General features: G+C 64.3%; 20 protein-coding genes. 1 reads left to right on the plus strand and 19 read right to left on the minus strand.

What is annotated here, in order from left to right; all coding sequences use genetic code 11:
- Window positions 1–4: 4 nt before the first annotated feature.
- The 6 genes from AWB81_RS15700 to guaB all read right to left on the minus strand — a co-directional run bounded on the left by AWB81_RS15700 (window position 5) and on the right by guaB (window position 7,331).
- Window positions 5–1,621 (minus strand): ABC transporter substrate-binding protein, encoded by a 1,617-nt coding sequence (locus tag AWB81_RS15700; protein ID WP_062636895.1) that lies wholly within the window; start codon window positions 1,619–1,621, stop codon window positions 5–7.
- A 51-nt stretch (window positions 1,622–1,672) separates the two neighbouring features.
- Window positions 1,673–2,236, minus strand: a complete 564-nt coding sequence (gene ddpX, locus AWB81_RS15705; RefSeq protein ID WP_062636897.1) for a D-alanyl-D-alanine dipeptidase — start codon at window positions 2,234–2,236, stop codon at window positions 1,673–1,675.
- A 418-nt stretch (window positions 2,237–2,654) separates the two neighbouring features.
- Window positions 2,655–3,209, minus strand: coding sequence for an RNA 2',3'-cyclic phosphodiesterase (gene thpR, locus AWB81_RS15710; RefSeq protein WP_062636899.1), 555 nt, complete (start codon window positions 3,207–3,209; stop codon window positions 2,655–2,657).
- A 64-nt stretch (window positions 3,210–3,273) separates the two neighbouring features.
- Window positions 3,274–4,857, minus strand: a complete 1,584-nt coding sequence (gene guaA, locus AWB81_RS15715; RefSeq protein ID WP_062636901.1) for a glutamine-hydrolyzing GMP synthase — start codon at window positions 4,855–4,857, stop codon at window positions 3,274–3,276.
- 176 nt (window positions 4,858–5,033) lie between these two features.
- Complete coding sequence (locus tag AWB81_RS15720) at window positions 5,034–5,867, minus strand: hypothetical protein (RefSeq protein ID WP_062636903.1); 834 nt, start codon at window positions 5,865–5,867, stop codon at window positions 5,034–5,036.
- Between the two features lie 3 nt (window positions 5,868–5,870).
- Window positions 5,871–7,331, minus strand: a complete 1,461-nt coding sequence (guaB, locus tag AWB81_RS15725; RefSeq protein ID WP_062636905.1) for an IMP dehydrogenase — start codon at window positions 7,329–7,331, stop codon at window positions 5,871–5,873.
- 294 nt (window positions 7,332–7,625) lie between these two features.
- Between guaB and AWB81_RS15730 the strand changes: the two genes are divergently transcribed.
- On the plus strand, window positions 7,626–8,591 hold the full coding sequence (locus AWB81_RS15730; protein WP_062636908.1) for a DMT family transporter: 966 nt from the start codon (window positions 7,626–7,628) through the stop codon (window positions 8,589–8,591).
- A gap of 75 nt (window positions 8,592–8,666) precedes the next feature.
- Here AWB81_RS15730 and AWB81_RS15735 read toward each other — a convergent pair whose 3' ends face one another.
- The 13 genes from AWB81_RS15735 to hisS all read right to left on the minus strand — a co-directional run bounded on the left by AWB81_RS15735 (window position 8,667) and on the right by hisS (window position 23,648).
- Window positions 8,667–10,559, minus strand: a complete 1,893-nt coding sequence (locus AWB81_RS15735; protein ID WP_062637013.1) for a potassium transporter Kup — start codon at window positions 10,557–10,559, stop codon at window positions 8,667–8,669.
- A 279-nt stretch (window positions 10,560–10,838) separates the two neighbouring features.
- Window positions 10,839–11,399: a phosphoribosyltransferase gene (locus tag AWB81_RS15740; protein WP_062636910.1), complete on the minus strand. Its 561-nt coding sequence runs from the start codon at window positions 11,397–11,399 to the stop codon at window positions 10,839–10,841.
- Window positions 11,400–11,494: 95 nt separating this feature from the next.
- Complete coding sequence (locus tag AWB81_RS15745) at window positions 11,495–12,841, minus strand: adenylosuccinate synthase (RefSeq protein WP_062636912.1); 1,347 nt, start codon at window positions 12,839–12,841, stop codon at window positions 11,495–11,497.
- Window positions 12,842–12,958: 117 nt separating this feature from the next.
- Entirely contained in the window at window positions 12,959–14,143 is a 1,185-nt protein-coding gene (locus AWB81_RS15750; protein ID WP_062636913.1) for an ATP phosphoribosyltransferase regulatory subunit, read from the minus strand.
- Between the two features lie 92 nt (window positions 14,144–14,235).
- Entirely contained in the window at window positions 14,236–14,427 is a 192-nt protein-coding gene (locus AWB81_RS15755) for a DUF2065 domain-containing protein (RefSeq protein ID WP_035930454.1), read from the minus strand.
- Window positions 14,428–14,465: 38 nt separating this feature from the next.
- Complete coding sequence (gene hflC, locus AWB81_RS15760) at window positions 14,466–15,359, minus strand: protease modulator HflC (RefSeq protein WP_062636916.1); 894 nt, start codon at window positions 15,357–15,359, stop codon at window positions 14,466–14,468.
- Window positions 15,360–15,370: 11 nt separating this feature from the next.
- Complete coding sequence (gene hflK / locus AWB81_RS15765) at window positions 15,371–16,768, minus strand: FtsH protease activity modulator HflK (protein WP_062637015.1); 1,398 nt, start codon at window positions 16,766–16,768, stop codon at window positions 15,371–15,373.
- A gap of 45 nt (window positions 16,769–16,813) precedes the next feature.
- A complete protein-coding gene (gene hflX, locus AWB81_RS15770) occupies window positions 16,814–18,100 on the minus strand; it encodes a GTPase HflX (protein ID WP_062636918.1) in 1,287 nt (428 codons plus the stop codon).
- A 73-nt stretch (window positions 18,101–18,173) separates the two neighbouring features.
- The gene (gene hfq, locus AWB81_RS15775) at window positions 18,174–18,410 is read right to left on the minus strand and encodes an RNA chaperone Hfq (RefSeq protein WP_006999489.1); all 237 of its coding nucleotides are present in this window, start codon (window positions 18,408–18,410) and stop codon (window positions 18,174–18,176) included.
- 142 nt (window positions 18,411–18,552) lie between these two features.
- Window positions 18,553–19,890, minus strand: a complete 1,338-nt coding sequence (gene der, locus AWB81_RS15780; RefSeq protein ID WP_062636919.1) for a ribosome biogenesis GTPase Der — start codon at window positions 19,888–19,890, stop codon at window positions 18,553–18,555.
- Between the two features lie 417 nt (window positions 19,891–20,307).
- Window positions 20,308–21,450 (minus strand): outer membrane protein assembly factor BamB, encoded by a 1,143-nt coding sequence (gene bamB, locus AWB81_RS15785; RefSeq protein ID WP_062636921.1) that lies wholly within the window; start codon window positions 21,448–21,450, stop codon window positions 20,308–20,310.
- 136 nt (window positions 21,451–21,586) lie between these two features.
- Complete coding sequence (locus AWB81_RS15790) at window positions 21,587–22,216, minus strand: YfgM family protein (RefSeq protein WP_062636924.1); 630 nt, start codon at window positions 22,214–22,216, stop codon at window positions 21,587–21,589.
- Between the two features lie 91 nt (window positions 22,217–22,307).
- Window positions 22,308–23,648 carry a histidine--tRNA ligase gene (gene hisS / locus AWB81_RS15795; protein WP_062636925.1) on the minus strand — a complete coding sequence of 447 codons (1,341 nt, stop codon included), beginning with the start codon at window positions 23,646–23,648 and terminating at the stop codon, window positions 22,308–22,310.
- Window position 23,649: the final 1 nt, after the last annotated feature.

Here is a 23,649-nt window from a genome sequence, read left to right on the forward strand (position 1 = left end):
TCACTTACTGTTTCTTCAGGTCGCGGTAGGACACGAGGTCATTGATCGGCCCCACTTCGAGCCCCGTCACGCCCGGACGCGCCGCTACCTGCGACACCTTCTCGAACATGATCACGAACGGCGAGTTCGCGAGCATCTCCTTCTGCATCGCCTGGTACATCTGCGCGCGCTTTTGCGTCGACGATTCCGCGAGCGCCGCGAGCGTCTCCTTGGTCAATGCGGGGATGTCCCACGAGTTGCGCCACGCGAGCATCTTGTAGCTGGACTTGTCCGAGTTGTCCGGGTTCCAGGCGAAGCCCTGCGCGTTGCTGTGCGGATCGATGTAATCCGCCGACCATTCGCCGATATAGATGTCGTGCTGACGCGCGCGATAGCGGCCGAGCGTCTGCTTGTTGTCGCTCGGCATCAACTGCACCTTGATGTTGCCGAGCGCGAGGTTCGCCTGCACCGCCTGCGCGATCTCGCTGTACGGATAGTCGTTGCGCACATCCATCTTCACGGTGAAGCCGTCGGAGAGACCTGCCTTCGCGAGCAGCGCTTTCGCCTTCGCGACATCCTGATGATATGGATTCGAATTCAGCGCGCCGAGGAAGCCTTCGGGCAGGAAGGTCTGGTGCACCTTGTAAGTCGTGCGGATCACGTTCTTCTGGATGCCCTGATAGTCGATGAGCCACTTCATCGCTTCCTGCACTTCGGGCTTCGCGAGATTCGGATTCTTGTTGTTCAGGCCGAGATACATGAGCGTCGCTTGCGGCACCGACGACACCTTGATCTTGCCGGCCTTCGAGAGCGTGTCGAGATCGTCGGGACTCAGGTCGCGCGCGACGTCGATATCGCCGTTCTCGATCATCAGGCGCTGGCTCGCCGCTTCGGTCACGTGGCGCAGCACGATGCGCTTCATCGCGAGCGGCAGGCGATAGCCCTCGGAGCGCTGCAGGACGATCGAATCGTTCGCGGTCCACTTCACGAGCTTGTAGGCGCCAGAGCCTGCTTCGTTCGTCTTCAGCCACTCGTTGCCGAAGTCGTTGCCCTTCGCATGCGACTCCACGAGCTTGCGATCGACCACCGACGCCGGCCATGCGCCGAGCACGTTCAGGACGAAGGTCGGCGCGTACTTCTGGTCGGTGGTGATCGAGACGGTCGTGTCGTCGACCTTCTTCACGTTTTTCAGCGCGTTGTCCTTCGTCAGGCCGATGCCCGCCAGCACCGCGGCCGCGCCCTTGTCGAGGAGCGCCGTGCGCTGGATCGACCATGCGACGTCGTCGGCGGTGAGTGGATTGCCCGAGTGGAACTTGAGGCCCGGGCGGATCTTGAAGGTGAACGTCAGGCCGTCGGGGCTCACGGTCCATGACTGCGCGACGTCGCCGTTGAACTTCGACGGGTCTTTCAGATCGACTCGCACGAGCCGGTCGTAGGTGTTCGCGACGTATTCCTCCGGCACCAGTTCGTAGATTTCGCCCGGATCGAGCGTGGTGAATTCGTCGAGCAGGGTCGCCATGACGAACATGTCCTTCGGCGTCGCGGCCTGCGACGGGCCGGCGGCCGTCAGCGTGAGTGTCAACGTGGATGCGACTGCGAGTGCTGCGAGGGCTGCTTTTACGTCAGGCAATACGAGTTTCATCTTCGCGTTCCCGTTCGGTCGATGGTTGTTGTCTGCTGCTGTGCTTCCGCTTTACATCAGGCGCAGCGGTCCGCTTTCGCTGTTGTCGATCACCGCGAGTTCGCGCGAGCCCGGCAATTCATAATGCCACCACTCACTCGCGATATGAGTAAAGCCCGCGCCGTGCATGACGCCAAGCAGCAGCGTGCGGTTGCGCTGCACATCTTCGGGCAGGCCGGGATGGAAATGCTCGGACGCCGCGACCATCGCGTCGAAGCCGGTGCCCATGTCGAGTTCGGCGCCGTTCGCATCGACGAGCGTCAGGTCGATCGCCGTGCCGCGGCTGTGGTTCGAGCCGCGACCCAGTTCGGCGATGAAGGTGGGGTCCGGCAGAAAGTCCCAGAGCACCTGCTGGGCTTGCGGCGGGCGATAGGCATCGAAGATCTTCAGTGTCGTGCCGATGCTCTGCGCGATCCCGACAGCACGGCGCAGCGCGGCCTCGGCCGGTTCCAGCAGCAGGCAATGCGCGGCTTTGTAGATCGGCTTGCCAGTGAAATTGCGATCGGTCGCGTACGCGAGGTCGATCTGGACGTGGTGGGATTCAGGTGTGATCTGGATGAGGCGTGCTTGGGTCATCTTCTTTTCTGAAGCGGTGGGGAGAACGCGGCGGCGCTTCGTGCGCGGGACGTTGTGTCGTCGACGATAAGGCGCGTGGCTCGCGGGAGGTCGATGGTCTGCGCAGCCGAGCGCGGATTCAGGGTCGCGGGCGAAGATCGATTTGACGAGCGGGACGGGAAAGCTGCTTTGGCCGGATAGCCGGGATTGCCGCTGGCGGCGCGGACGGCGTGCGGTGCATCCCACGGCGTCAGCGGCGCGGGTCGTCCGGAGGAGAATGCTTCGAGTGTCTTCGCGAGGGAAGTCGGCATCGGCGCGTCGGTGGTCTTGTCGTCCGCTATTTTGAGACAAACATTAGACCGGGCCAATATTCATGTGACAGCTAATAAAACTTATTGAAATCCGGGGGTGATTGACAAAAGGCACAGACGACGTGCATTCATGCGGCGAGAGACCACCGCGCAAGCTGCACATATTGCGACCGCCCCAGCAAACTCCGCACGAGCACGAATTCACGCGCGGTCCATCGAACCGATTCGACGGTCTGCTCTCCGAGATGCCGCTCGTCGTAGAGCAAGGTCACGTGCGGGGTAAAGTGCGAGTTGACTTTGACCGCGAGGCCGGCGGTCTGTAGCGCGATTCCAAGCGTCTTCTGAAAATCGTGCAGCGCGCCGGCATTGGCATCGGCGCCTGCTCGAAGGACGAACGGCTTCTTGTTCCGTCGTCCGGGGAAACTCGACACGCGATCGAACGCCACATCCACCGGCGGCATCGACACATTCGACGCCGCCTCCTTCGCGCGTGCCACGATGTCATCAGGCAAACCCGCAAACGCGCCCAGGTGATGCAGGGTCACATGAAAGCGGTCCGTCGCGGCGGGCTTGCCTCTCAGGCCGTGCTCGACATTGAGCCTGAGCGCCAGCTGCGCGATGCGCGCGGCGGCCGCCGCGTCGGGGTAGATCGCGAAGAAGAGAGAATCGGTCAGGGCAGCCATCGCGACGCTGCCCCGCCCTGGAAGCCCCCCATGCTGTCGAACGACACGAGCGGGCGCCCCACCCTCACTCCCACTCGATGGTCGCCGGCGGCTTCCCCGAAATGTCGTACACGACCCGATTGATCCCGCGCACCTCGTTGATGATGCGATTCGACACATGCCCGAGCAGTTCATGCGGCAGGTGCGCCCAGTGCGCCGTCATGAAATCGAGCGTCTGCACCGCGCGCAGCGCCACGACATACTCATACGTCCGCCCATCGCCCATCACACCGACGCTCTTCACCGGCAGGAACACCGCGAACGCCTGGCTCGTCAGGTCGTACCATGACTTGCCGGTTTCCTTGTCGATGGTCGTGCGCAGCGTCTCGATGAAGATTGCGTCCGCGCGGCGCAGCAGGTCCGCGAACTCGCGCTTCACTTCGCCGAGAATCCGCACGCCGAGGCCCGGCCCCGGGAATGGATGCCGATAAACCATCGCGGGCGGCAAGCCAAGCTTCACGCCCAGTTCGCGCACTTCGTCCTTGAACAGTTCGCGCAGCGGTTCGAGCAGCTTCAGGTTCAGCGTCTCCGGCAGTCCGCCCACGTTGTGATGGCTCTTGATCGTATGCGCGCCCTTCTTGCCCTTGCCCGCCGACTCGATCACGTCCGGGTAGATCGTGCCTTGCGCGAGCCACTGCGCATCGGTCAACTTGTTCGCCTCGGCCTGGAACACCTCAACGAACTCCGCGCCGATGATCTTGCGCTTCGCCTCAGGATCGGTCACGCCCGTGAGCTTCGAGAGGAACTCAGCGCTCGCATCGACGTGGATCACCTTCACGCCGAGGTGATCGGCGAAAGTCGTCATGACCTGTTCTGCTTCGTTCAGCCGCAGCAAACCGTGATCGACGAACACGCACGTCAGCTGATCGCCGATCGCGCGATGCAAAAGCGCCGCCGCCACCGACGAATCGACGCCGCCCGACAAGCCGAGAATCACGTGCTCGTTGCCGACCTGCTCGCGAATTTTCTCGACGGCTTCGTCGATGTAATGACCCATCTCCCAGTCGGGATTCGCGCCGCACAGTTCCAGCACGAAACGGTCGAGCATCGCGCGGCCCTGCACCGTATGCGTGACTTCCGGATGCCATTGCAGGCCGTAGAAACGGCGCTCGTCGTCGGCCATCGCGGCGATCGGGCACGACGGCGTCGACGCCATCAGCTTGAAGCCGGCCGGCATGTCGGCGACCTTGTCGCCGTGACTCATCCAGACTTTCAGCATGCCGTGGCCGGCGGCGTCGCGGAAATCCTCGATGTCGTTCAGGAAGCTCGTGTGATTGTGCGCGCGCACTTCGGCGTAGCCGAATTCACGCACGCGGCCGAGTTCGACCTTGCCGCCCAGCTGGTCGGCCATCGTCTGCATGCCGTAGCAGATGCCGAGCACCGGCACGCCGAGGTCGAAGACGATCTGCGGCGCGCGCGGCGATCCGGCTTCGGTAACCGAATTCGGACCGCCCGAGAGGATGATGCCTTTGGGCGCGAACTCGCGGATGAAGACCTCGTCGACGTCGTACGGATGGATTTCCGAGTAGACGTGCGATTCGCGGATGCGTCGCGCGATCAGCTGGGTGACTTGGGAGCCGAAATCGAGGATCAGGATTTTGTCGTGCATGGCAGCGGCCAAAGGCGAAGAGAACGGTTACGGTAAGGAGCGGCGCTGTGGCCGGACGTCATCGCGACGCACGGCTCGCGCCGGAAAATCGGCGGCCGGCGCGAAGGCCGACCGCAGGTGGTCTTGTCATCGCAAAACGCCCGGTCCGCAGGAAGCGCGTTTCGCTCATGCGGATTTCAGCGCGTGTCGGGGCGCAGCGGGTCCGGCGCAATGCGCGGCTCCACGCGCTCGCCCGTCGCGGGATCGATGGTGCGGGCCGTCAGCGGGTCGATCGCCCGGCCAGTGACCGGATCGATCTTGTGGCCGTGCGGCGGGTCGATACTGCGTCCCGTCGCCGGATCGAAAGCGGGGCTGGTCGTGCGGCCCGTGGCCGGGTCGATTGCGCGGCCCGTCACCGGATCGATCGCGGTGGCGGCAGGCGCGCGCGCCGCAGGACGGCCCGCTACATCGAACGATTCCCCCGCGACCGGCTCTCCCGCGAGCGGATCGACGCGGCGCGCGGCCGGGGTCACGGCTGGAACCACGGGCGGCGTCGTGCGAATCTCGTCACGCTTGTCCGCCGCGCGCTTCTCGGCGCGGCCCGCCGACGCTGAACCGGCCGCCTGCGCGCGTTCGCGCCGGCGCACGGCCGATGCAAGCCGTACGCTGCCGAGCCCGAGGATCAGCAGCACGACACCGGCCAGCGCGGAAACGACCTGGCCGAACGCGGCGAGCTCCGGCGTGCGCAGTCCGAGCAGCCAGACCAGCAACACGACGCCCGAGAGCCACTCGACATGCCCCGTCACCCTCGCGACAGTCACGGTGAGCGCGCCGTTGACGGCCGCATGAAACGAAAGCCACGACAGCCCGATCAGCGCGATCCCGAACAATTGCCCGGCGAACGCAGGCTGCACCTGAACCAGTTGCAGCGCGCTGTACAACGCAGCCCAGGGCGTCAGCAGGAACAGCACGCCGAACGCGAGAAAAATCAGGGCATTGATGACGAGTACGGCCCGCAGCAACGGTTTCATGGTTTAGTCCACGTGGTAGTTGGGAGCTTCCTTGGTGATCTGGACGTCGTGCACGTGCGATTCGCGCATGCCCGCCGCGGTGATCTGCACGAACTCGGCCTTGTCGTGCATCTCGCCGATCGTGCGGCAGCCGCAGTAGCCCATGCTCGCCCGCACGCCGCCGACGACCTGGAACAGGATCGCGTTGACCGAGCCCTTGTACGCGACGCGGCCTTCGATGCCTTCGGGCACGAGCTTGTCGATATTCGCGGAGTTGTCCTGGAAGTAGCGGTCCGCCGCGCCGTCCTTCATCGCGCCGACCGAGCCCATGCCGCGATACGACTTGTACTGGCGGCCCTGGAACAGGAACACGTCGCCGGGCGACTCTTCCGTGCCCGCGAGCATGCTGCCCATCATCACCGCGTCCGCGCCGGCGGCGAGCGCCTTTGCGACGTCGCCGGAGAAGCGCACGCCGCCATCCGAGATGACCGGCACGCCGCTGCCCTTCAGCGCTTCCGACACATTCGACACCGCCGTGATCTGCGGCACGCCGACGCCCGCGACGATCCGCGTCGTGCAGATCGAGCCCGGGCCGATGCCGACCTTCACCGCGTCCGCGCCGTATTCGACGAGCGCCTTGGCCGCCGAGGGCGTCGCGATGTTGCCGCCGATCACTTCGATATGCGGATAGCTCTGCTTCACCCAGCGCACGCGTTCGAGCACGCCCTGGCTGTGGCCGTGCGCCGTATCGACGACGATCACGTCGACGCCCGCCGCTGCCAGCAACTCGACGCGTTCCTCGTTGTCCGCGCCGACGCCCACCGCCGCGCCCACACGCAGCTTGCCGTGCTCGTCCTTGCAGGCGTCCGGGTGCTCGGTCTGCTTGGTGATGTCCTTCACGGTCATGAGGCCGCGCAGTTCGAACGCGTCGTTCACGACGAGCACGCGTTCCAGCCGATGGCTGTGCATCAGCGCCTTCGCTTCAGCGAGCGGCGTGCCTTCCTTGACTGTCACGAGGCGCTCGCGCGGCGTCATGATGCTGCGCACCGGCTCGTCCATGCGCTCTTCGAAACGCAGGTCGCGGTTGGTCACGATGCCGATCAGCTGCGGGCCTTCGACCACCGGAAAGCCCGAAATGCCGTGCTGCTGCGTGAGGGCGATGACGTCGCGCACGCGCATTTGCGGCGGCACGGTGATCGGATCGCGCACGACGCCGGATTCGAAACGCTTCACCTTGGCGACTTCGCGGGCCTGCTCGGCGGCGGTGAGGTTCTTGTGAACGATGCCGACGCCACCCATCTGGGCCATCGCGATCGCGAGGCGGCCTTCGGTGACCGTGTCCATGGCGGCCGACACGAGAGGCATGTTCAGGGAAATCTTGCGGGTCAGCTGGGACTTGAGGCTGGTGTCGCGCGGGAGAACGTTGGAAAACGCGGGCACGAGGAGCACGTCATCGAACGTGAGTGCTTGATGGATCAGACGCATGGCAAATCCTATGGGCGCAAAAGCAGATTATACCGATAGTTCCCCGGTTTTTCACTGACCGAACATTGGCTTACGCGTTTTTGGAGCAATTTCCGGGCCCCAATTTCGTCCTCCTTCGACCACCGATTTCGCTTTGCGGTTCATCCCGCTTTCGCGCCGTTTTCGGATTTTCGACTGGCTTCGCGAGCGTTTTTCATGCGGCCGGCCGGCGTCCGATTGCAGCTTTCGACAAGACGGCCTCCCCGGTCAGCGTGATACGCTGCGCGCCTTTCCTACGTCATGCTGGAGCAGTCGATGCAACGCGGTGTCGCATATGGGGTGATGGCCGGTGCCATCTGGGGTTTCATTTTTCTTGCGCCGCGCCTTTTGCCCGATTTTTCGCCGCTCTACCTGAGCATCGGGCGCTATGTGATGTACGGCCTCGTCTCGCTCGCGTTCGCGCTGCCGTTCGCCCGGCGGCTCGCGGCCAAGCTCACGCGCGCCGACCTTGTCGCGCTCGTCAAGCTGGCGCTCGTCGGCAACCTGCTCTACTACATGCTGCTCGCAACCGCCGTGCAGATGGTGGGCGTCGCGCCGGCGTCACTGATCGTCGGGATTCTGCCTGTCACCGTGACGCTCGCCGGCCGGCGAGATCACGGCGCAATCGACCTGCGGCGCCTCTTCTGGCCGCTCGCGATGGTGGTGGCGGGCATCGTGTGCATCAACGTCGACGTTTTCGGCGACGCGTCCGGCAGCACGACGAGCGTCGCGACGAAGCTCGGCGGCCTCGCGTGCGCGGCCGGCGCGCTCGCCGCGTGGACCCGGTACGCGGTCGTCAACTCGCGCTATCTGCAGGCGAATACGCACTTCGACGGCAACGAGTGGTCCGTGCTGTGGGGCATCGTGACGGGCGTGCTCGGCGCCGTCGTGTGGATCGTCCTGATGCTGCTGCCGGCCGGAACCGTGCAGGCGAGCGTCGCGCCGGCGCGCTGGCAGACCTTCTGGATCGTGAGCTTCGCGCTCGCGCTCGGCGGGTCGTGGCTCGGCAACACGCTGTGGAACGCTGCTGCCAAGCGGCTGCCGCTCACGCTGTCGGGACAGATGATCGCGTTCGAGACGCTCTTCGCGCTGCTTTACGCGTTCGTCTACGATGAACGGCTACCGCGCGTGCCCGAGGTGCTGGCGATCGTGCTGCTGCTGGGCGGCGTGAGCTGGTCGGTCCGCCAGCACGCGGTGGCGAGGGCGCCGACGCGCGCCGAGATGGAAGCGCCCGCGCACTGAATCGCGCCATTCGACCGAACCAAATGCAAACGAGCCCCGACCGGGGCTCGTTTGCATCAAGGACACCGCCGCGACTCAGATTTCGATCTTCGTCCCGAGTTCGACGACACGATTTGCCGGGATGCTGAAGAAATCGGTCGGCTTTGCGGCGTTCTGGTGCATCCAGGCGAACACGCGCTCGCGCCATACCGACATGCCCGGCAACTCCGTCGGCACGACCGTCTCGCGCGCCATGAAGAACGACGTGTCCATCAGCTCGAAGGTCATCGCGTGGGTGCGGCCGATCTGTTCGAGCACAGCCTTCACGTCGGGCGTCTCGTTGAAGCCGTAGGCCGCCTTCACGAGAAAGAGCCCGCCGCCGATGTCCTTCACTTCGAGGCGCTCCGTATCCTCGACATAGGGAATGTCGCGCGTCTTGAAGTTGAGGAAGATCGTGCGCTCGTGCAGCACCTTGTTGTGCTTCAGGTTGTGCAGGAGGCTCACCGGCACGAGCGAATCGCTGCCGGTCAGGTAGATCGCCGTGCCCGACACGCGATGCGGCGGATGCGCGAGCAATCCCTGCAGGAACGGCATCAGCGGGATGCCGTCGGCCGCGGTACGGTCCTTCACGATCATGCGACCCTTGTACCAGGTCATCAGCAGGAAAAAGAGCGCCCCGCCGATGCACAGCGGCAGCCAGCCGCCCTGCTCGATCTTCAGGAGGCTCGCGCCGAAGAAGCCGAGGTCGACGAGAAAGAACACGCCGATGATCCCGCATACGACGGCCTTGTTCCAGCCCCAGAGCTTGGTCATGACGACAGAGGCGAGCATCGTCGTGACGATCATGGTCGCGGTGACGGCGAGGCCGTAGGCCGCCGCCAGGTTCTCCGAACTCTTGAAGCCGATCACGATGCACAGGATGATGAAGAGCAGCATCCAGTTCACGAGCGGAATGTAGATCTGGCCGATCGCGAGATCCGACGTATGCAGGATCTTCATGCGCGGCACGTAGCCGAGCTGGATCGCCTGGCTCGTCAGTGAATACGCGCCCGAGATCACCGCCTGCGACGCGATCACGGTCGCGATGGTCGAGAGGATCACGAGCGGCAGCAGCGCCCAGTCGGGCGCGAGCAGGAAGAACGGGCTCTGGATGGCCTGGGGCGAATGCATCAGCAGCGCGCCCTGGCCAAAGTAGTTCAAGAGCAGCGACGGCATCACGAGGAAGTACCAGCCGATCCGGATCGGCTTCGCGCCGAAGTGGCCCATGTCGGCGTAGAGCGCCTCCGCGCCGGTCAGCACGAGCACGACGGAACCGAGCACGATATACGCCTGCAGCACATGCTCAGCCATGAACGAGATCGCGTAGTACGGATTCAGCGCGATGATCACGCGCGGTTCGAGCACGATGTGATAGACGCCGAGCACCGCGAGCGTCGCGAACCAAAGCAGCATGATCGGGCCGAAGAGACGGCCGACGACCGCCGTGCCGCGCCGCTGGATCCAGAAGAGCATGACAAGGATGATCATCGTGATCGGCAGCACGTAGGGCGAGAGCTTCGGCGCCGCGATCTCGAGGCCTTCGACCGCCGAGATCACCGACATCGCCGGCGTGATCACCGCGTCGCCGTAGAACATGCACGCGCCGAAGATGCCGAGCATCATCAGGATGCCGGACATGCGCCCGGTGTTGCTGAAGGTTCGAAGCGCAAGCGTCATCAGCGCGAGGACGCCGCCTTCGCCGTTGTTGTCGGCACGCATGACGAAGAGCACGTACTTGATCGCGACCACGATCACGATCGCCCAGAACAGCAAGGAGATGACGCCGAGGATGGAGGCATCGGAGAGCGCGATGCCGTGCGACGGACTGAACGCCTCTTTCAGCGCGTACAAGGGACTCGTGCCGATGTCGCCGAACACTATGCCGATGGCGGCAAGCGCCAGCGTCGGGAGAGGCTGCTTGCGCTCTTGCGCGTGAGTCAGATTGGTCATAAACGCGAGGTATCCGTTTGAGGCGGAAAAAACGAACGCCATTCTAACGTCGCACGCAAACCGCCGGTTCCGTGTTGCCGGGACGCCACGGGAGCGGGGAAGACGAGGCAGTTTAGCATTGCGTCAGAATGGCAGAGGTGCGCGGGCACGCGCCCGGTCCGCGCGAGCGCGTCGCGATGCCGATTACACCGCGCATGCACGACATACCAATGAAAACGCCGTCCGGCCATGCCTCTGGCATGAGCGGACGGCGTCGAGCCGGAGCAGGTCGATGTGCAATCAGGCGCGGCCGTTTTGCGTGCCGCGCTTGATCCACGCGCCGAGATTGTGCGGGCGCACCGTGTCCCACTCTTCGAACGGCTGATGGATCCACGGATTCGTTTCGAGGTACTGCACGTGGTAGTCGGGCTTCACCTTCGAGCACGCCTTGTACCAGAGCACCGCGGAGCGCACCGAGGTGATCGCCGGATAACGTTCCTTCAGATGCTCCTGCACGCGCGCGAGGGTGACGCCCGAGTCGACGAGATCGTCGACCAACAGCACGTTGCCCGACAGGTCGCCGCGCGTCATCGTGATGTACTGCGCGATGTCGAGATCGCCTTGCTCCGTGCCGGCGGCTTCGCGGTAGGAACTCGTCGCGAGGATCGCGAGCGGCAGGTCGTAGATGCGCGAAAGCTGGTCGCCGACGCGCAGCCCGCCGCGCGCGAGGCACAGGATCTTGTCGAACTTCCAGCCGGATTCGTGCACCGCGAGCGCGAGCAGTTCGATCAGCCGGTGATATTCATCCCAGCCGACCCAGAGGTTCTTGTCGTCGTTGCGCGGATCCTTCATCGCGATCATGGTCGTGCTCTTTCAAATGCGTACAGCGGTTGAATATGAAATATGGCCGCTCGATGCGGCCATACTTTTTCGAAGCGATCGGTTCAGAGTCTCTTTCAGACCTTGAACGGATGACGCAGCAGAATGGTTTCGTCGCGATCCGGACCGGTCGACACCATGTCGATCGGCACGCCCGCCACTTCCTGCACGCGCGAGAGATAAGCGCGCGCATTTGCCGGAAGGCTGTCCCATTGCGTAATGCCGATGGTGCTTTCCTTCCAGCCGCCGAAGGTCTCGTACACCGGCTCGCAACGCTCGACTTCCGAGGCACCGCGCGGCAGGATGTCTACTAGCTTGCCGTCGAGCGTGTAGCCGACGCACAGCTTCACTTCGTCGAGGCCATCGAGCACGTCGAGCTTCGTCATGCACAGGCCCGAAATGCCGTTGATCTGGATCGAGCGGCGCAGCGCGGCGGCGTCGAGCCAGCCGGTGCGGCGCGGACGGCCCGTGACCGATCCGAATTCCTTGCCGACCGTCGCGAGCGTCAGGCCGACCTGCTCCTGGCGCTCGGCGTTGTCGGCGTCGTACAGTTCGCTCGGGAACGGACCCGCGCCGACGCGCGTGCAATACGCCTTCGTGATCCCGAGGATGTAGTTCAGCTTCTGCGGACCGACGCCCGCGCCCGCCGTGGCCGCGCCCGCGACGCAGTTGCTCGACGTGACGTACGGATAAGTGCCGTGGTCGATGTCGAGCAGCGTTCCCTGCGCACCTTCGAACAACAGGTTGCGGCCGGCGTGGTTCTCGTCGTAGAGACGGCGGGAGACGTCGGTGACCATCGGCGCGAGACGATCGGCGTAGCCGAGCATCGTATCGAGCGTTTCCTGATAGTCGACCGCTGCCGCGCCCAGATACTGCGTCAGCACGAAATTATGGAAGTCGAGCGTTTCGCGCAGGCGTGCGGCGAAGAGCGGCGCATCGAACAGATCCTGCACGCGCAAGCCGCGGCGGCCGACCTTGTCTTCGTATGCCGGGCCGATGCCGCGCCCCGTCGTGCCGATCTTGCTCGCGCCGCGACGTGCTTCGCGCGCCTGGTCGATGGCGACGTGATACGGGAGGATCAGCGTGGCGGCTTCGGAAATGAACAGACGTTTCTGAACGTCGATGCCGGCGGCTTCGAGCTCGCCGATTTCCTTGAAGAGCGCTTCCGGCGACAGCACGACGCCATTGCCGATATAGCACGCCGTGCCAGCGCGCATGATGCCCGAGGGAATAAGACGCAAGATGGTTTTCTTGCCGCCGATAATGAGCGTGTGGCCCGCATTGTGACCACCCTGGAAGCGCACGACGCCCTGGGCGTGGTCCGTCAGCCAGTCGACGATCTTTCCTTTGCCCTCATCACCCCACTGGGTGCCCACGACGACGACATTGCGCCCCGGGTTCACATTCACTGCACTGGCAGACATGTTGATTCGTTAGCTGGTTAAAACCGTATTTTACCTATGTTCGCGAAAGGTTCCGAGTTTTTCCGGGTATTCGTGAACGCGAGTCGATCAGCGGATGCTGAAAAAATTCGTTGCCGATCAAGGATGTGGCTGAGTGTTGCCGGGCGCGTCGTGCTGGCGGGCCTCGACGGTCCACCGGCCGTCGCGCTCGACGAGCACGCGGTCGAACGCGAATTCGTCGAGATCGTGGTTGTGGCCCGGCAGCGCCTGGATCACGACTTCGCCCGCGTCGCGCAAGGCCGCGACCGCCGCGCGCAGCGGCTCGTCGTGCTTCCATGGCGCGAGGATCGCGCTGCCGCGTGCGTCGACGGGCGAAATGCGCGCGACTTCGCGCAGGTCGAGCGAAAAGCCCGTCGCCGGACGCGCGCGGCCGTAGGCAAGGCCCACGTCGTCGTAGCGGCCGCCGCGCGCGACCGCGTTCGGCACGCCATCGACGTACGCCGAGAACATCACGCCGCTGTGGTACGCGTAGCCGCGCAAATCGGCGAGATCGATCATCAGTTCGGCGCCGTTCGCCTGCGACGCGAGGAACGCGAGGTCGTCGAGCGCGCGGGAAATGACCGGCAGATTCGGCAGGCGTCCGCGCGCGGTTTCGAGCACCGATGCATCGCCGTAGAGCGACGGCAGCGCGCGCAACGCCTCGCGCGGCACCTGGCCCAGATGCGCCGTGAGTTCGGCCAGACGCGGCACGTCCTTGCTCGCGAGCGCGTCGAAAAGCGCCTCGCCAAGCGACGCCGCCGCCGGCTCCAGTTCGAGCAGTGCCGCGAGCACGCCCGCGTGGCACAAGTCGAGCCGAACCTTCGACAGCCCCGCCAGATGCAGCGAATCAAGCATCAGCGTCTGGATTTCGAGATCCGCCTCGATACCCGCGTGACCGTAGATTTCCGCGCCGATCTGAATCTGCTCGCGCGTCGCGTGCAGTCCGCGCGGACGCGTGTGCAGCACGTTGCCCGCGTAGCAGAGGCGCGTCACGCCCTGCCGGTTCAGGAGATGCGCGTCGATGCGCGACACCTGCGGCGTGATGTCGGCGCGCAGGCCGAGCGTGCGGCCGGACAACTGGTCGACAAGCTTGAAAGTGCGCAGGTTGAGGTCCGTGCCGCCGCTCGTGAGCAGCGACTCGAGATACTCGAGCATTGGCGGCATCACGAGTTCGTAGCCGTACGACCGGAAGCGGTCGAGCAGCCGCCGGCGCAGCTCTTCGATCTTGCGGGCTTCCGACGGCAACACGTCGGCGATATTCTCGGGGAGTAACCAGGTCGACATCGATACTTTCCTACGGGTGTTGAGCGGCGCGCGGGCTTATCCGGAAAAGAAAGGCCAGAACGGACAGCGCGTGAGCGCCGCGCGCCGGAGATTCAGGTCGCGATCAAAAGCAGGATCAACCCGAGCGCCATCGCAATCAGGCCGCCGATGCGGATATGGTGCGTCGGCCGCTCCGCGATGCGGCGGAACGTGTCGCGCCAGGCGGTCGGAAACACGAAGGGAAACATCCCTTCGATGATCAGCATCAGTGCAAGCGCCAGCAGTAACGTCGCAGCCATATCCATATGCATGAAGGTACCGCCGCGAGGCGGCACGCGGACAACTAGCGCTTGAGCGGGGGAAGCACGTCCGCCCCGCCATTCGGGCTGCGCATGAAGCGGAAAAAGTCGCTGCTCGGATCGACGACCATCACGTCGCCGGGCTTGAACGTCTTCTTATACGCTTCGAGGCTCTGATAGAACTGGTAGAACTGCGGATCGGCGCCATACGCTTCGGCGGCGATCGCGGCGGCCTTGCCGTCGCCTTCGCCCTTGATCGTCTGCGCCTGGCTGTAGGCTTCGGAAAGAATCGCCTGCTGCTGGCGGTCCGCGTCGGCCTTGATCTTGTCGGCGTCGGCCGTGCCCTTCGCGCGTTCGTCGGCGGCCGCCTGCTGGCGCGCCGCGATCATGCGCTTGTAGACCGAGTCCGCGACGGCAGGCGGGAAGTCGATGCGCGTCAGTTGCAGGTCGACGAGTTCGACGCCGAACGCAGCCGCCGGCTCCTGAACCGACTTCAGCGCTTCGCTTGCGAGCGCCTGCTGCTGCGCGAGCGCGTCGTTGAGCGAGCGCTTCGTGAACGCGCTGGCAAGCGACGTGCGCGCAAGCGCGGTGAGCCGTTCCTGCGCGGTCTGCGTGTTCTTCTCGTTGCTCACGAAAAGCTTGAGCGGATCGGCGACGCGATACTTGATCACCGTATTCACGAGCACCTCGTTCTTGTCCGAGGTCGTGAAGCGGTCAGAGCCCGGCTCGTCGATGGTGAGCGTGCGGGTGTCGATCAGCGTAAGGGTCTGGAACGGCGGCGGCAGCTTGAAGTGCAGGCCCGGGCCGTCGAGCTTCGGATTGCCTTCGCCATGCGCGGACACGACGGCGGCATGCCGCTCGTCCACGACGAAGATCATCGACGAACCGATGAACAGCACGATGACGACAGCCACGACGAGCGCAATGATTCGATTCATGATCGCGCTCCTTATTGAAGGTCGTCTTGACGCGTGCGCGTGCGGAACGCATCGCGCGAGCGCAGCGGATCGTTTGCCGCGCCCTGGCTCGCGCCGCTCGCAGCGCCTGCGCTGGCGGCGCTGGCCGGCAGCGCGGTGGCTGCCGCTGCGCCCGAGGCAGTGGCCGGCGCCACAGCCGCTGACGCGCCGCTTGCCGCGTCTGCCGCACCGGTCGCGCCGGCCGCTTCGCCGGCCCGCTGCTTCGTCGCCTCGGCGAGCTTGTCGAGCGGCAGATAGATCACGTTGTTGCCCGCCTTGCTGTCGACGAACACCTTCGTCGCCCGCGAATAGATCTGCTGCATCGTGTCCAGGTACATGCGTTGACGAACCACTGCGGGAGCCTTCGAGTATTCGGAGTAGACCTGCTTGTAGCGCTCGGCATCGCCTTGCGCCTGCGCAACCACGCGATTGCTGTATGCGGTCGCTTCATCGATCGAGCGCGCCGCATCCGACTTCGCGCGCGGCAGCAGCTGATTGGCGTAGGCGCGGGCGGTATCGCGGGCGCGCTCGTTGTCCTGGCGCACCTTTGCGGCTTCCTCGAAGGCGGCCTGCACCTGCGACGGCACCTGCACGCTCTGCAGCGTGACGCCCGTCACCTGAAGGCCGGTCTTGTACGCGTCGAGCGAGCGCTGGATCGTATCGATCAGCCGGGCGCGCAGCGCCTCTCGATCGTTGTAGAGCAGGTTGTCGGTCGGCTCGGCGCCCGCGATCTCGCGGATCGCGGCCTGGCCGGCCTGCATCACGCTCTGGTCGGGATCGAGATTGCGAAAGAGATAGTCGGTCGGGGACTTGATCTGATACTGCACGGCAAAGCGCACGTCGACGATGTCCGCGTCCTGCGTGAGCAGCGATGCGTCGCGCACGTTCGACTGCGTGAGCGCGTTGTTGCGGCCCACTTCGACCGAACGGATCTGCGCGGTGTTGACGATCTCGTGCGACTGGAACGGATACGGCAGCCGCCAGTGGATGCCCTGATCTGCAGTCGCCTTGAACTTGCCGAACTGCGACACGACGCCGACATGTCCGTCCTGTACAACGAACACGCCGCTGCCGAGATAGATCGCGATCAGAACGCCGACGACGATCCCGAAACCGATCTTCGCGCCCCGGCCGTTATCGGTGCGCGGCGCGCCGTTGTCAGGCTTCTTGCCGAACAGGCCGGCGAGGCGCCGGTTGAAGTCGCGCCACATTTCATCGAGATCGGGCGGGCCTTCGCCGTCCCGCCCGTTGCCCGGACGCTTCGGGTCCGAAGGACGCTTCTGGTCGTTCTTGCTGCCGCCATTGCTGTCGCCCCGCCCCCAGCGCGGATCGTCGATCGAAAAGACGGCATGCGAATGCTGCCGGTTACTCCGCTCGTTGTAGTCGTTCACTCGGTGATTCACCATTGGACAGCCGGGTCAATGCATCTGAAGCGCTCAATGCCCGTGCTCGGGGATCTTGCGGTCGTCGTGTTCGTCATGCTGTTCGGCCGGCCGGTGGTCTTCCGGCAGCGCGGTTGCATCGTGCGACGAGGATTGCGTTGATTCGGTTGATTCTGTGGATTCTGCCGATTCCGTGACGTCGGGCAATTCACTTTGCCCGCTCAATACGGACCCCGCTTCTGGACCCGATACACCGGCCTCGGCTACCGTGATTTCGGCGATGGCAGCGCGCAGCGCGTCGAGCCCCTGGCCCGTGCGTGCGCTCAAAAAGACGCGCGAAATATTACCATACTCGTCCCTTTCGACCGCGTCGCCGCGGGCCGCCAGTTCGGGCACCGCGTCGATCTTGTTGAAGACGAGAATCTGCGGAATCGTGTCGGCTCCGATGCCGCGCAGCACTTCGTTCACCTGGTCGATCTGATCGAGCCGCACGGCGCTCGATGCGTCGACCACGTGCAGGAGCAGGTCCGCGTGGATCGTTTCCTCGAGCGTCGCGCGAAACGCCGCGACCAGCTGGTGCGGCAACTCGCGGATGAACCCGACCGTGTCCGACACCACGACGTGCCCCGCTTCCTCGCCGAGAAAGACGCGGCGCGACGTGGTATCGAGCGTGGCGAAGAGCTGGTCGGCGGCATAGGCCTGCGCCTTGGTCAGCGCGTTGAACAGCGTGGACTTGCCGGCGTTCGTGTAGCCCACGAGCGAAACCGACATCGTCCGGTTACGCACCCGCTGGCGACGCTGCGTGCCGTGCTGGCGACGCAGCTTCTCGAGCCGCGTCTTAAGCGCCTTGATGCGCTCGCCGATGAGGCGCCGGTCGGTTTCGAGCTGCGTTTCGCCCGGGCCGCGCAGGCCGATACCGCCCTTCTGGCGTTCCAGGTGAGTCCACGCGCGGATGAGCCGCGTCGACAGGTACTGGAGCTGCGCGAGTTCGACCTGAAGCTTGCCTTCGTGGCTGCGGGCGCGCTGCGCGAAGATGTCGAGGATCAGGCTGGTCCGGTCGACCACCCGGCGGTTCAGCGCGACTTCGAGATTGCGCTGCTGCGCGGGCGCCAGGGCGTGGTTGAAGATGACGAGTTCGACGTCGTTCGCTTCACAGGCGAGACGCAGTTCCTCGACCTTGCCGCTGCCGACGAACATCTTGGCATCGGGGCTCGAGCGGCGGCCGGTGAGCGTGACAGCGGGATTGGCGCCCGCACTTTGTGCGAGCAGGCTGAGTTCTTCCAGACTGGCTTCGAAATCGAATTTACCGAAGTCGATGCCGACGAGCGCGGCGTTGATCAAATTGAGGTTTTGGTTTTTGAAGCGACCGGCGAGTCAGTTTTTATTGACGTTAGTTCGCCGGCCGCGACGAGGTTTAGGACGATTCAGCGTCCGGGTGGAAATTCACCGGACGGGCAGGCACGACCGTGGAAATGGCGTGCTTGTAGACCATCTGGGTGACCGTATTGCGGAGCAACACGACGTACTGGTCGAACGATTCGATGTTCCCTTGAAGCTTGATGCCGTTGACCAAATAGATCGACACCGGCACGTGCTCTTTACGCAGTGCGTTCAAAAACGGGTCTTGTAACAATTGCCCTTTGTTGCTCATAGCAAACTCCGTGTTTTTTTGCAGGTTGAACGTAATTGTGTGCGAAGAAAAAGAGATCCGCCAACAATCGCTACACTATAGCCGATTTTCTTTTCCGCACCAGCGCCGCCAGGAGCGGCCAAACGCATGGTGCGCGCGGGACTCAGCCCTTGTCCGCGTAAGGGTTTCGGCTTGAACGAAACTCTATGCGCAATGGAGTCCCGGCCAGCCCGAAAGTTTCGCGGAAGCGCCCTTCGAGGTAGCGCTTATACGTATCCGTGATCGCGTCGAGCGCGTTGCCGTGCACGACGATGATCGGCGGATTCTGTCCGCCCTGGTGCGCATAGCGCAGTTTCGGACGCACCGGCCCGCGACGCCGCGGCTGCTGGAATTCCACCGCGTCGATCAGCGCGCGCGTCAACTTCGGCGTCGGCAGTTTTGCCATCGCGGCGGCGTACGCATCGTCGACCGACTTCATCAACTGGCTAATGCCCGTCTTCTCCAGCGCCGAGACGTAGTGGAACTTCGCGAAGTCCAGAAACTTGAGCTTGCGCGTGAGATCCGCTTTGGTCCGCTCGCGCACGTGCGAATCGAGCCCGTCCCACTTGTTCACGCCGACCACCAGCGCCCGGCCCTGCTCGACCACGAAGCCCGCGATATGCGCGTCCTGCTCGGAAATATCCTGCTGGGCGTCGAGCAGGAGGATCACGACATTCGCGTCCGAAATCGACTGCAAGGTCTTCACGACCGAAAACTTCTCGATCGCCTCGAAGACCTTGCCGCGACGTCGCAGGCCCGCCGTATCGATCAGGGTGTATTTGCGGCCTTGTCGCTCGAAATCAACATAGATCGAATCGCGCGTCGTGCCCGGCATGTCGAACGCGATCACGCGCTCCTCGCCGATCAGCGCATTCACGAGTGTCGACTTGCCGACGTTCGGCCGCCCGACGATCGCGATCTTCACGCCGTGCTGCGCCTTTTCGTCGTCGTCCTCTTCCGGCTGGCCGGCGTAGGCAATTTCGAGCGCGTCGCCGATCATTTCGGTGACGCCGTCGCCGTGCGCCGCCGAGATCGCGCGCGGGTCGCCGAGGCCGAGTTCGTAGAAGTCCGCGGCGACCGCGCTGTACTTCATGCCCTCCGCCTTGTTGACGACCAGAAAGAGCGGCCGCCCCGTCTTGCGCAGATAATCCGCGATCGCCTTGTCCTGCGGCGCAAGCCCGTTGCGCCCGTCGACGATGAACACGACGACATCCGCCTCTTCCACCGCCTGGCGCGTCTGCCGCGCCATCTCGTGCAGGATGCCGTCCTTCGCGACGGGCTCGAAGCCGCCCGTGTCGACGACCAGATACGGACGATCGCCCACGCGGCCTTCACCGTAGTGGCGATCGCGCGTGAGTCCGGGCAGGTCGGCGACGAGCGCGTCGCGCGAGCGCGTCAGCCGGTTGAAAAGGGTCGACTTCCCCACATTGGGGCGCCCCACGAGGGCAATTACGGGTTTCATCAGATCGTGTTCACAGTTGAACGCAAGGCGGGCGAGACCGGCGCGTGAAACGCCAAGGCCACGGAAACGCCGCGGAAAAGCCTGCGTTTGTCGAAAATTAGCATGGATTCGGCATGCGGCGCCCTTGGGCGCGTCGGATGCGCGGAGTTGGCTCGAAGCCTGGCGCCGGTTGGCGCTCTTTTGCGGCTGCCGCGTCGCCGTTTCGACGCTCGCCGCGTGCTGACGCCGCGCGTTGTTCGTACGAGTGTGCGCTCATGCCTGGCGCCTCGCTTCTACTTCTGTTTCTATCGAACGCGCTACGTACGCGGCGCGTGGGCGACTTCTTTGCCGCGCGACGCGCCATCATGCGAACGACACGCCGATAAAGAAGCACGCAAGCCGGCAGCGCCGGCTCGCAGGTTATTTCACTACGAAAACTCAGCGCGGGCGGAAGCCGAAGAGACCGCCGTCCTTTGTCTGAACGACGAGCGTGTCGCCCGCGAGCACGGGCGCGGCGGAGATCCCGCTGCCGTCCGTCTTCGCGCGTCCGACCAGTTCGCCCTTCGACGTTTCGAGGAAATGCACATAGCCTTCGAAATCGCCGACGACGACCGCCCGGCCCAGGATATAAGGCACGCTGACCTGACGGTTCTTCAGCTTGTCGCTCTTCCAGAGCAGCGCACCGTCATTTGCGCGGTACGCGTTGACGACCGACCAGTCGTCCCCGGCGGCAACGACCTGATCGTCCGCTGCAAGACCGCTATCGCTCGAAAATGCCTTTTCCCAGACGGGACGGCCCGAATTCGCATCGAAGCAGCCGATGCGGCCCTGGAACGTCACCGCGCAGGTTTGCGCGCCGACGAGCGACGGCGCGCCGGTCACGTCGTTGATGCGCTCGACTTCGGTGACGCCCTTCGGGAACGACACCGGCGTTTGCCAGAAGGCGTCGCCCGTCTGCAGGTTGATCGCGGCGAACGTGCCACCCGGGAAACCCGCGAGCGCCGCCTGATTGCCGGCGAACGTCATGCCTGCCGCGACGCGCAGGTTCAACGGCACCGCGCGGACCTGGAACACCCACTTCTGCTCGCCGGTCTGTGCATTGAACGCGACGACCTTGCCGTCGATCGTGCGCACGATCACGAGATCATTGCCGACGAGCGGCGGCGACACGATCTCGCCCGGTGCCAAAGCCGTCCACAGTTGCTTGCCGTCCGGTCCGAGCACGTAGACGGAACCCTTGAGGCCGCCTACCGCCGTCAGGTTGCCGTCGCTGCCGACGCCCGCGGACAGATCGTCCTTGAGCTTCGTGCGCCACACGTCCTGACCGGTCTTCGCATCGATCTTGGCGACCGTGCCGTTCGCGCCCGCGGCGAACACCATGTCGCCGAACGCTACCGGCGTGAACAGATAGCGGCCGGCCTTGCCGACGCTCGACTTCCACGCCTGTTCGACGGTCAGGACCGGCTTGATTTCCACGAGCGGCGTCGGCACGCGGCGTTCGTCCTTGGTGGCTGAGCAGGCCGCGAGCAAGGCGGTCATCACACAGGCGAGCGGGAGAGCGTAGCGTTTCAGAAAAGTCATCGGTGGACGCAACATTGATATAGGAGATTCGATTGATCGGCGTGTGCCGCGAGCGCCGCCGGCGTGCTTCCCGGCGCTTGCCCGTCGGCTTACGGAGCGGCGATGGTTCGGGTGCGGTGGATGTCGGCCGCCCGCCTCAGCCGCCGAGCGCATCCAGCTTGAACTGGACCAGCTGGCGCGCGGACGTGTCGCTCGACGGGAGCGCGTCGAGCGCCAGCTTGTAGGCGGCGCGCGCATCGTCGCGCTTGCCCTGTGCCGCGAGCAGGTCGCCGCGTCGATCCGACACGACGCCCTTGAACGCGTCGAGCGGCGCATCGGCCAGCACCTTCAGGCCGGCGTCGTAGGCTTTTTCGTCGAGGAGCACGAGCGAAAGACGCAGCTTCGCGATCTGCTTGTACTCGTCGTCCTTGGCGTGATCGATGGCCCATTGCAACTGGGCCTTCGCGGCGGCGGCATCGCCCGCCGTGTAGAGCGCCTTGCCTGCGGCGAGCGCGGTCATCTGCGCATACGCGGTGCGGCCGAACTTGTCTTCCATGTCGGAGGCGACGCGCACGATCTTCGCCTTGTCGTTCGCGTTGACCGCCTGCTGCACCTGGTCGTACAGTACGGCGGCCTCGGCCGCCTGGCGACGCTGCCAGAAATTCCAGCCGTTGTAGCCCGCGGCCACGATCAGCACGGCAAGGACGATCCACGTAGTCGCATTGCCCCACTTGATCCACCAGTGCTTCAGATTTTCCAGCGATTCTTGTTCGTCGTGATAGCTCATTGCCCAACTATTCCTTCTGCGCCTTGGTTTTGGCGCGCACCACGCGCGATCCTCTCGATCGCGCACTGCGCGCACGGTCGCTGCCTAAAAATTAATCAGCGCCGTCGTCGGCGGATGCAACCATCGCATTGATTAGAAATTCGGTCAAGTTTTCCAGCGGAACGTTCGACTGCTCGTTCTTCTGACCGTCGCCCTCGACCGCGCGCAGCGGCTTGATGCCGACCGTGCCCTGAGCGAGCTCGTCCTCGCCGAGAATCACGGCGAACGCCGCACCGCTCGCGTCGGCTTTCTTCATCTGCGACTTGAAGCTCGCCGATGCGCCTTCCGGGCTGCAATGCAGGATCACGTCGAGACCCGTGTCGCGCAGCCGCTCGGCGATGATGAACGCCTGCTCGGCCGCCGCCTCGCCCTGGTGAACGACGTACACATCGGTGCCTTCGGCTTCCGGCACGAGTTGCTCTTCCTTCAGCAGTTCGAGAATCCGCTCGACGCCCAATGCCCAGCCACACGCCTTGGTCGGCTTGCCGCCAAGCTGCTCGATCAGCGGGTCATAACGCCCGCCGCCCGCCACCGTGCCCTGCGCGCCGAGCTTGTCGGTGACCCATTCGAACACGGTGAGGTTGTAGTAATCGAGGCCGCGCACGAGCCGCGGATTGATCTTGAACGGAATGTTGTTCGCCTTCAAAAGACGCTGAACGCCTTCGAAATGAGCACGCGATTCCTCACCGAGGAAATCGACCAGCTTCGGCGCGTTCTGCGCGATTTCCTGCATCGCCGGATTCTTCGTGTCGAGCACGCGCAACGGGTTCGTGTAGAGACGCCGCTTCGCTTCCTCGTCGAGCAGGTCGGCGTGCTTTTCGAGATACGCGATCAGTTCCTTGCGGTGCGCGGCGCGCTCATCGGCCTGGCCGAGCGAATTGAGCTCGAGGCGAATGCCGGTGAGACCTAGGTCGTCCCAGAGACGCTGGCACATCATGATGATTTCGGCGTCGGTATCGGGGCCTGCGAAGCCGAGCGCTTCCACGCCGACCTGATGAAACTGACGATACCGCCCGCGCTGCGGACGCTCATGACGGAACATCGGGCCGATGTACCACAGGCGCTTCGGGCCGTCGTAGAGCAGGTTGTGCTCGATCGTCGCGCGCACAACAGCCGCCGTGTTCTCGGGACGCATCGTCAGATGCTCGCCGTTGAGCGAGTCGACGAAGCTGTACATTTCCTTCTCGACGATATCCGTCACTTCGCCGATCCCGCGCGTGAAAAGCTGCGTATGTTCGATGATCGGCGTGCGAATGTTCTGATAGCCGTAGGCGCGCAGCATCGACTTGACCGTCGATTCGAAGAAATCCCACAACGCGGCATCCTGCGGGAGGATGTCGTTCATGCCCTTCACGCCGCTCAGTTTTTCGAGCCGTTTCTTCTGTTCTGTCATC

The organism is Caballeronia arationis (assembly GCF_001544975.2).
Taxonomy (GTDB): Bacteria; Pseudomonadota; Gammaproteobacteria; order Burkholderiales; family Burkholderiaceae; genus Caballeronia; species Caballeronia arationis.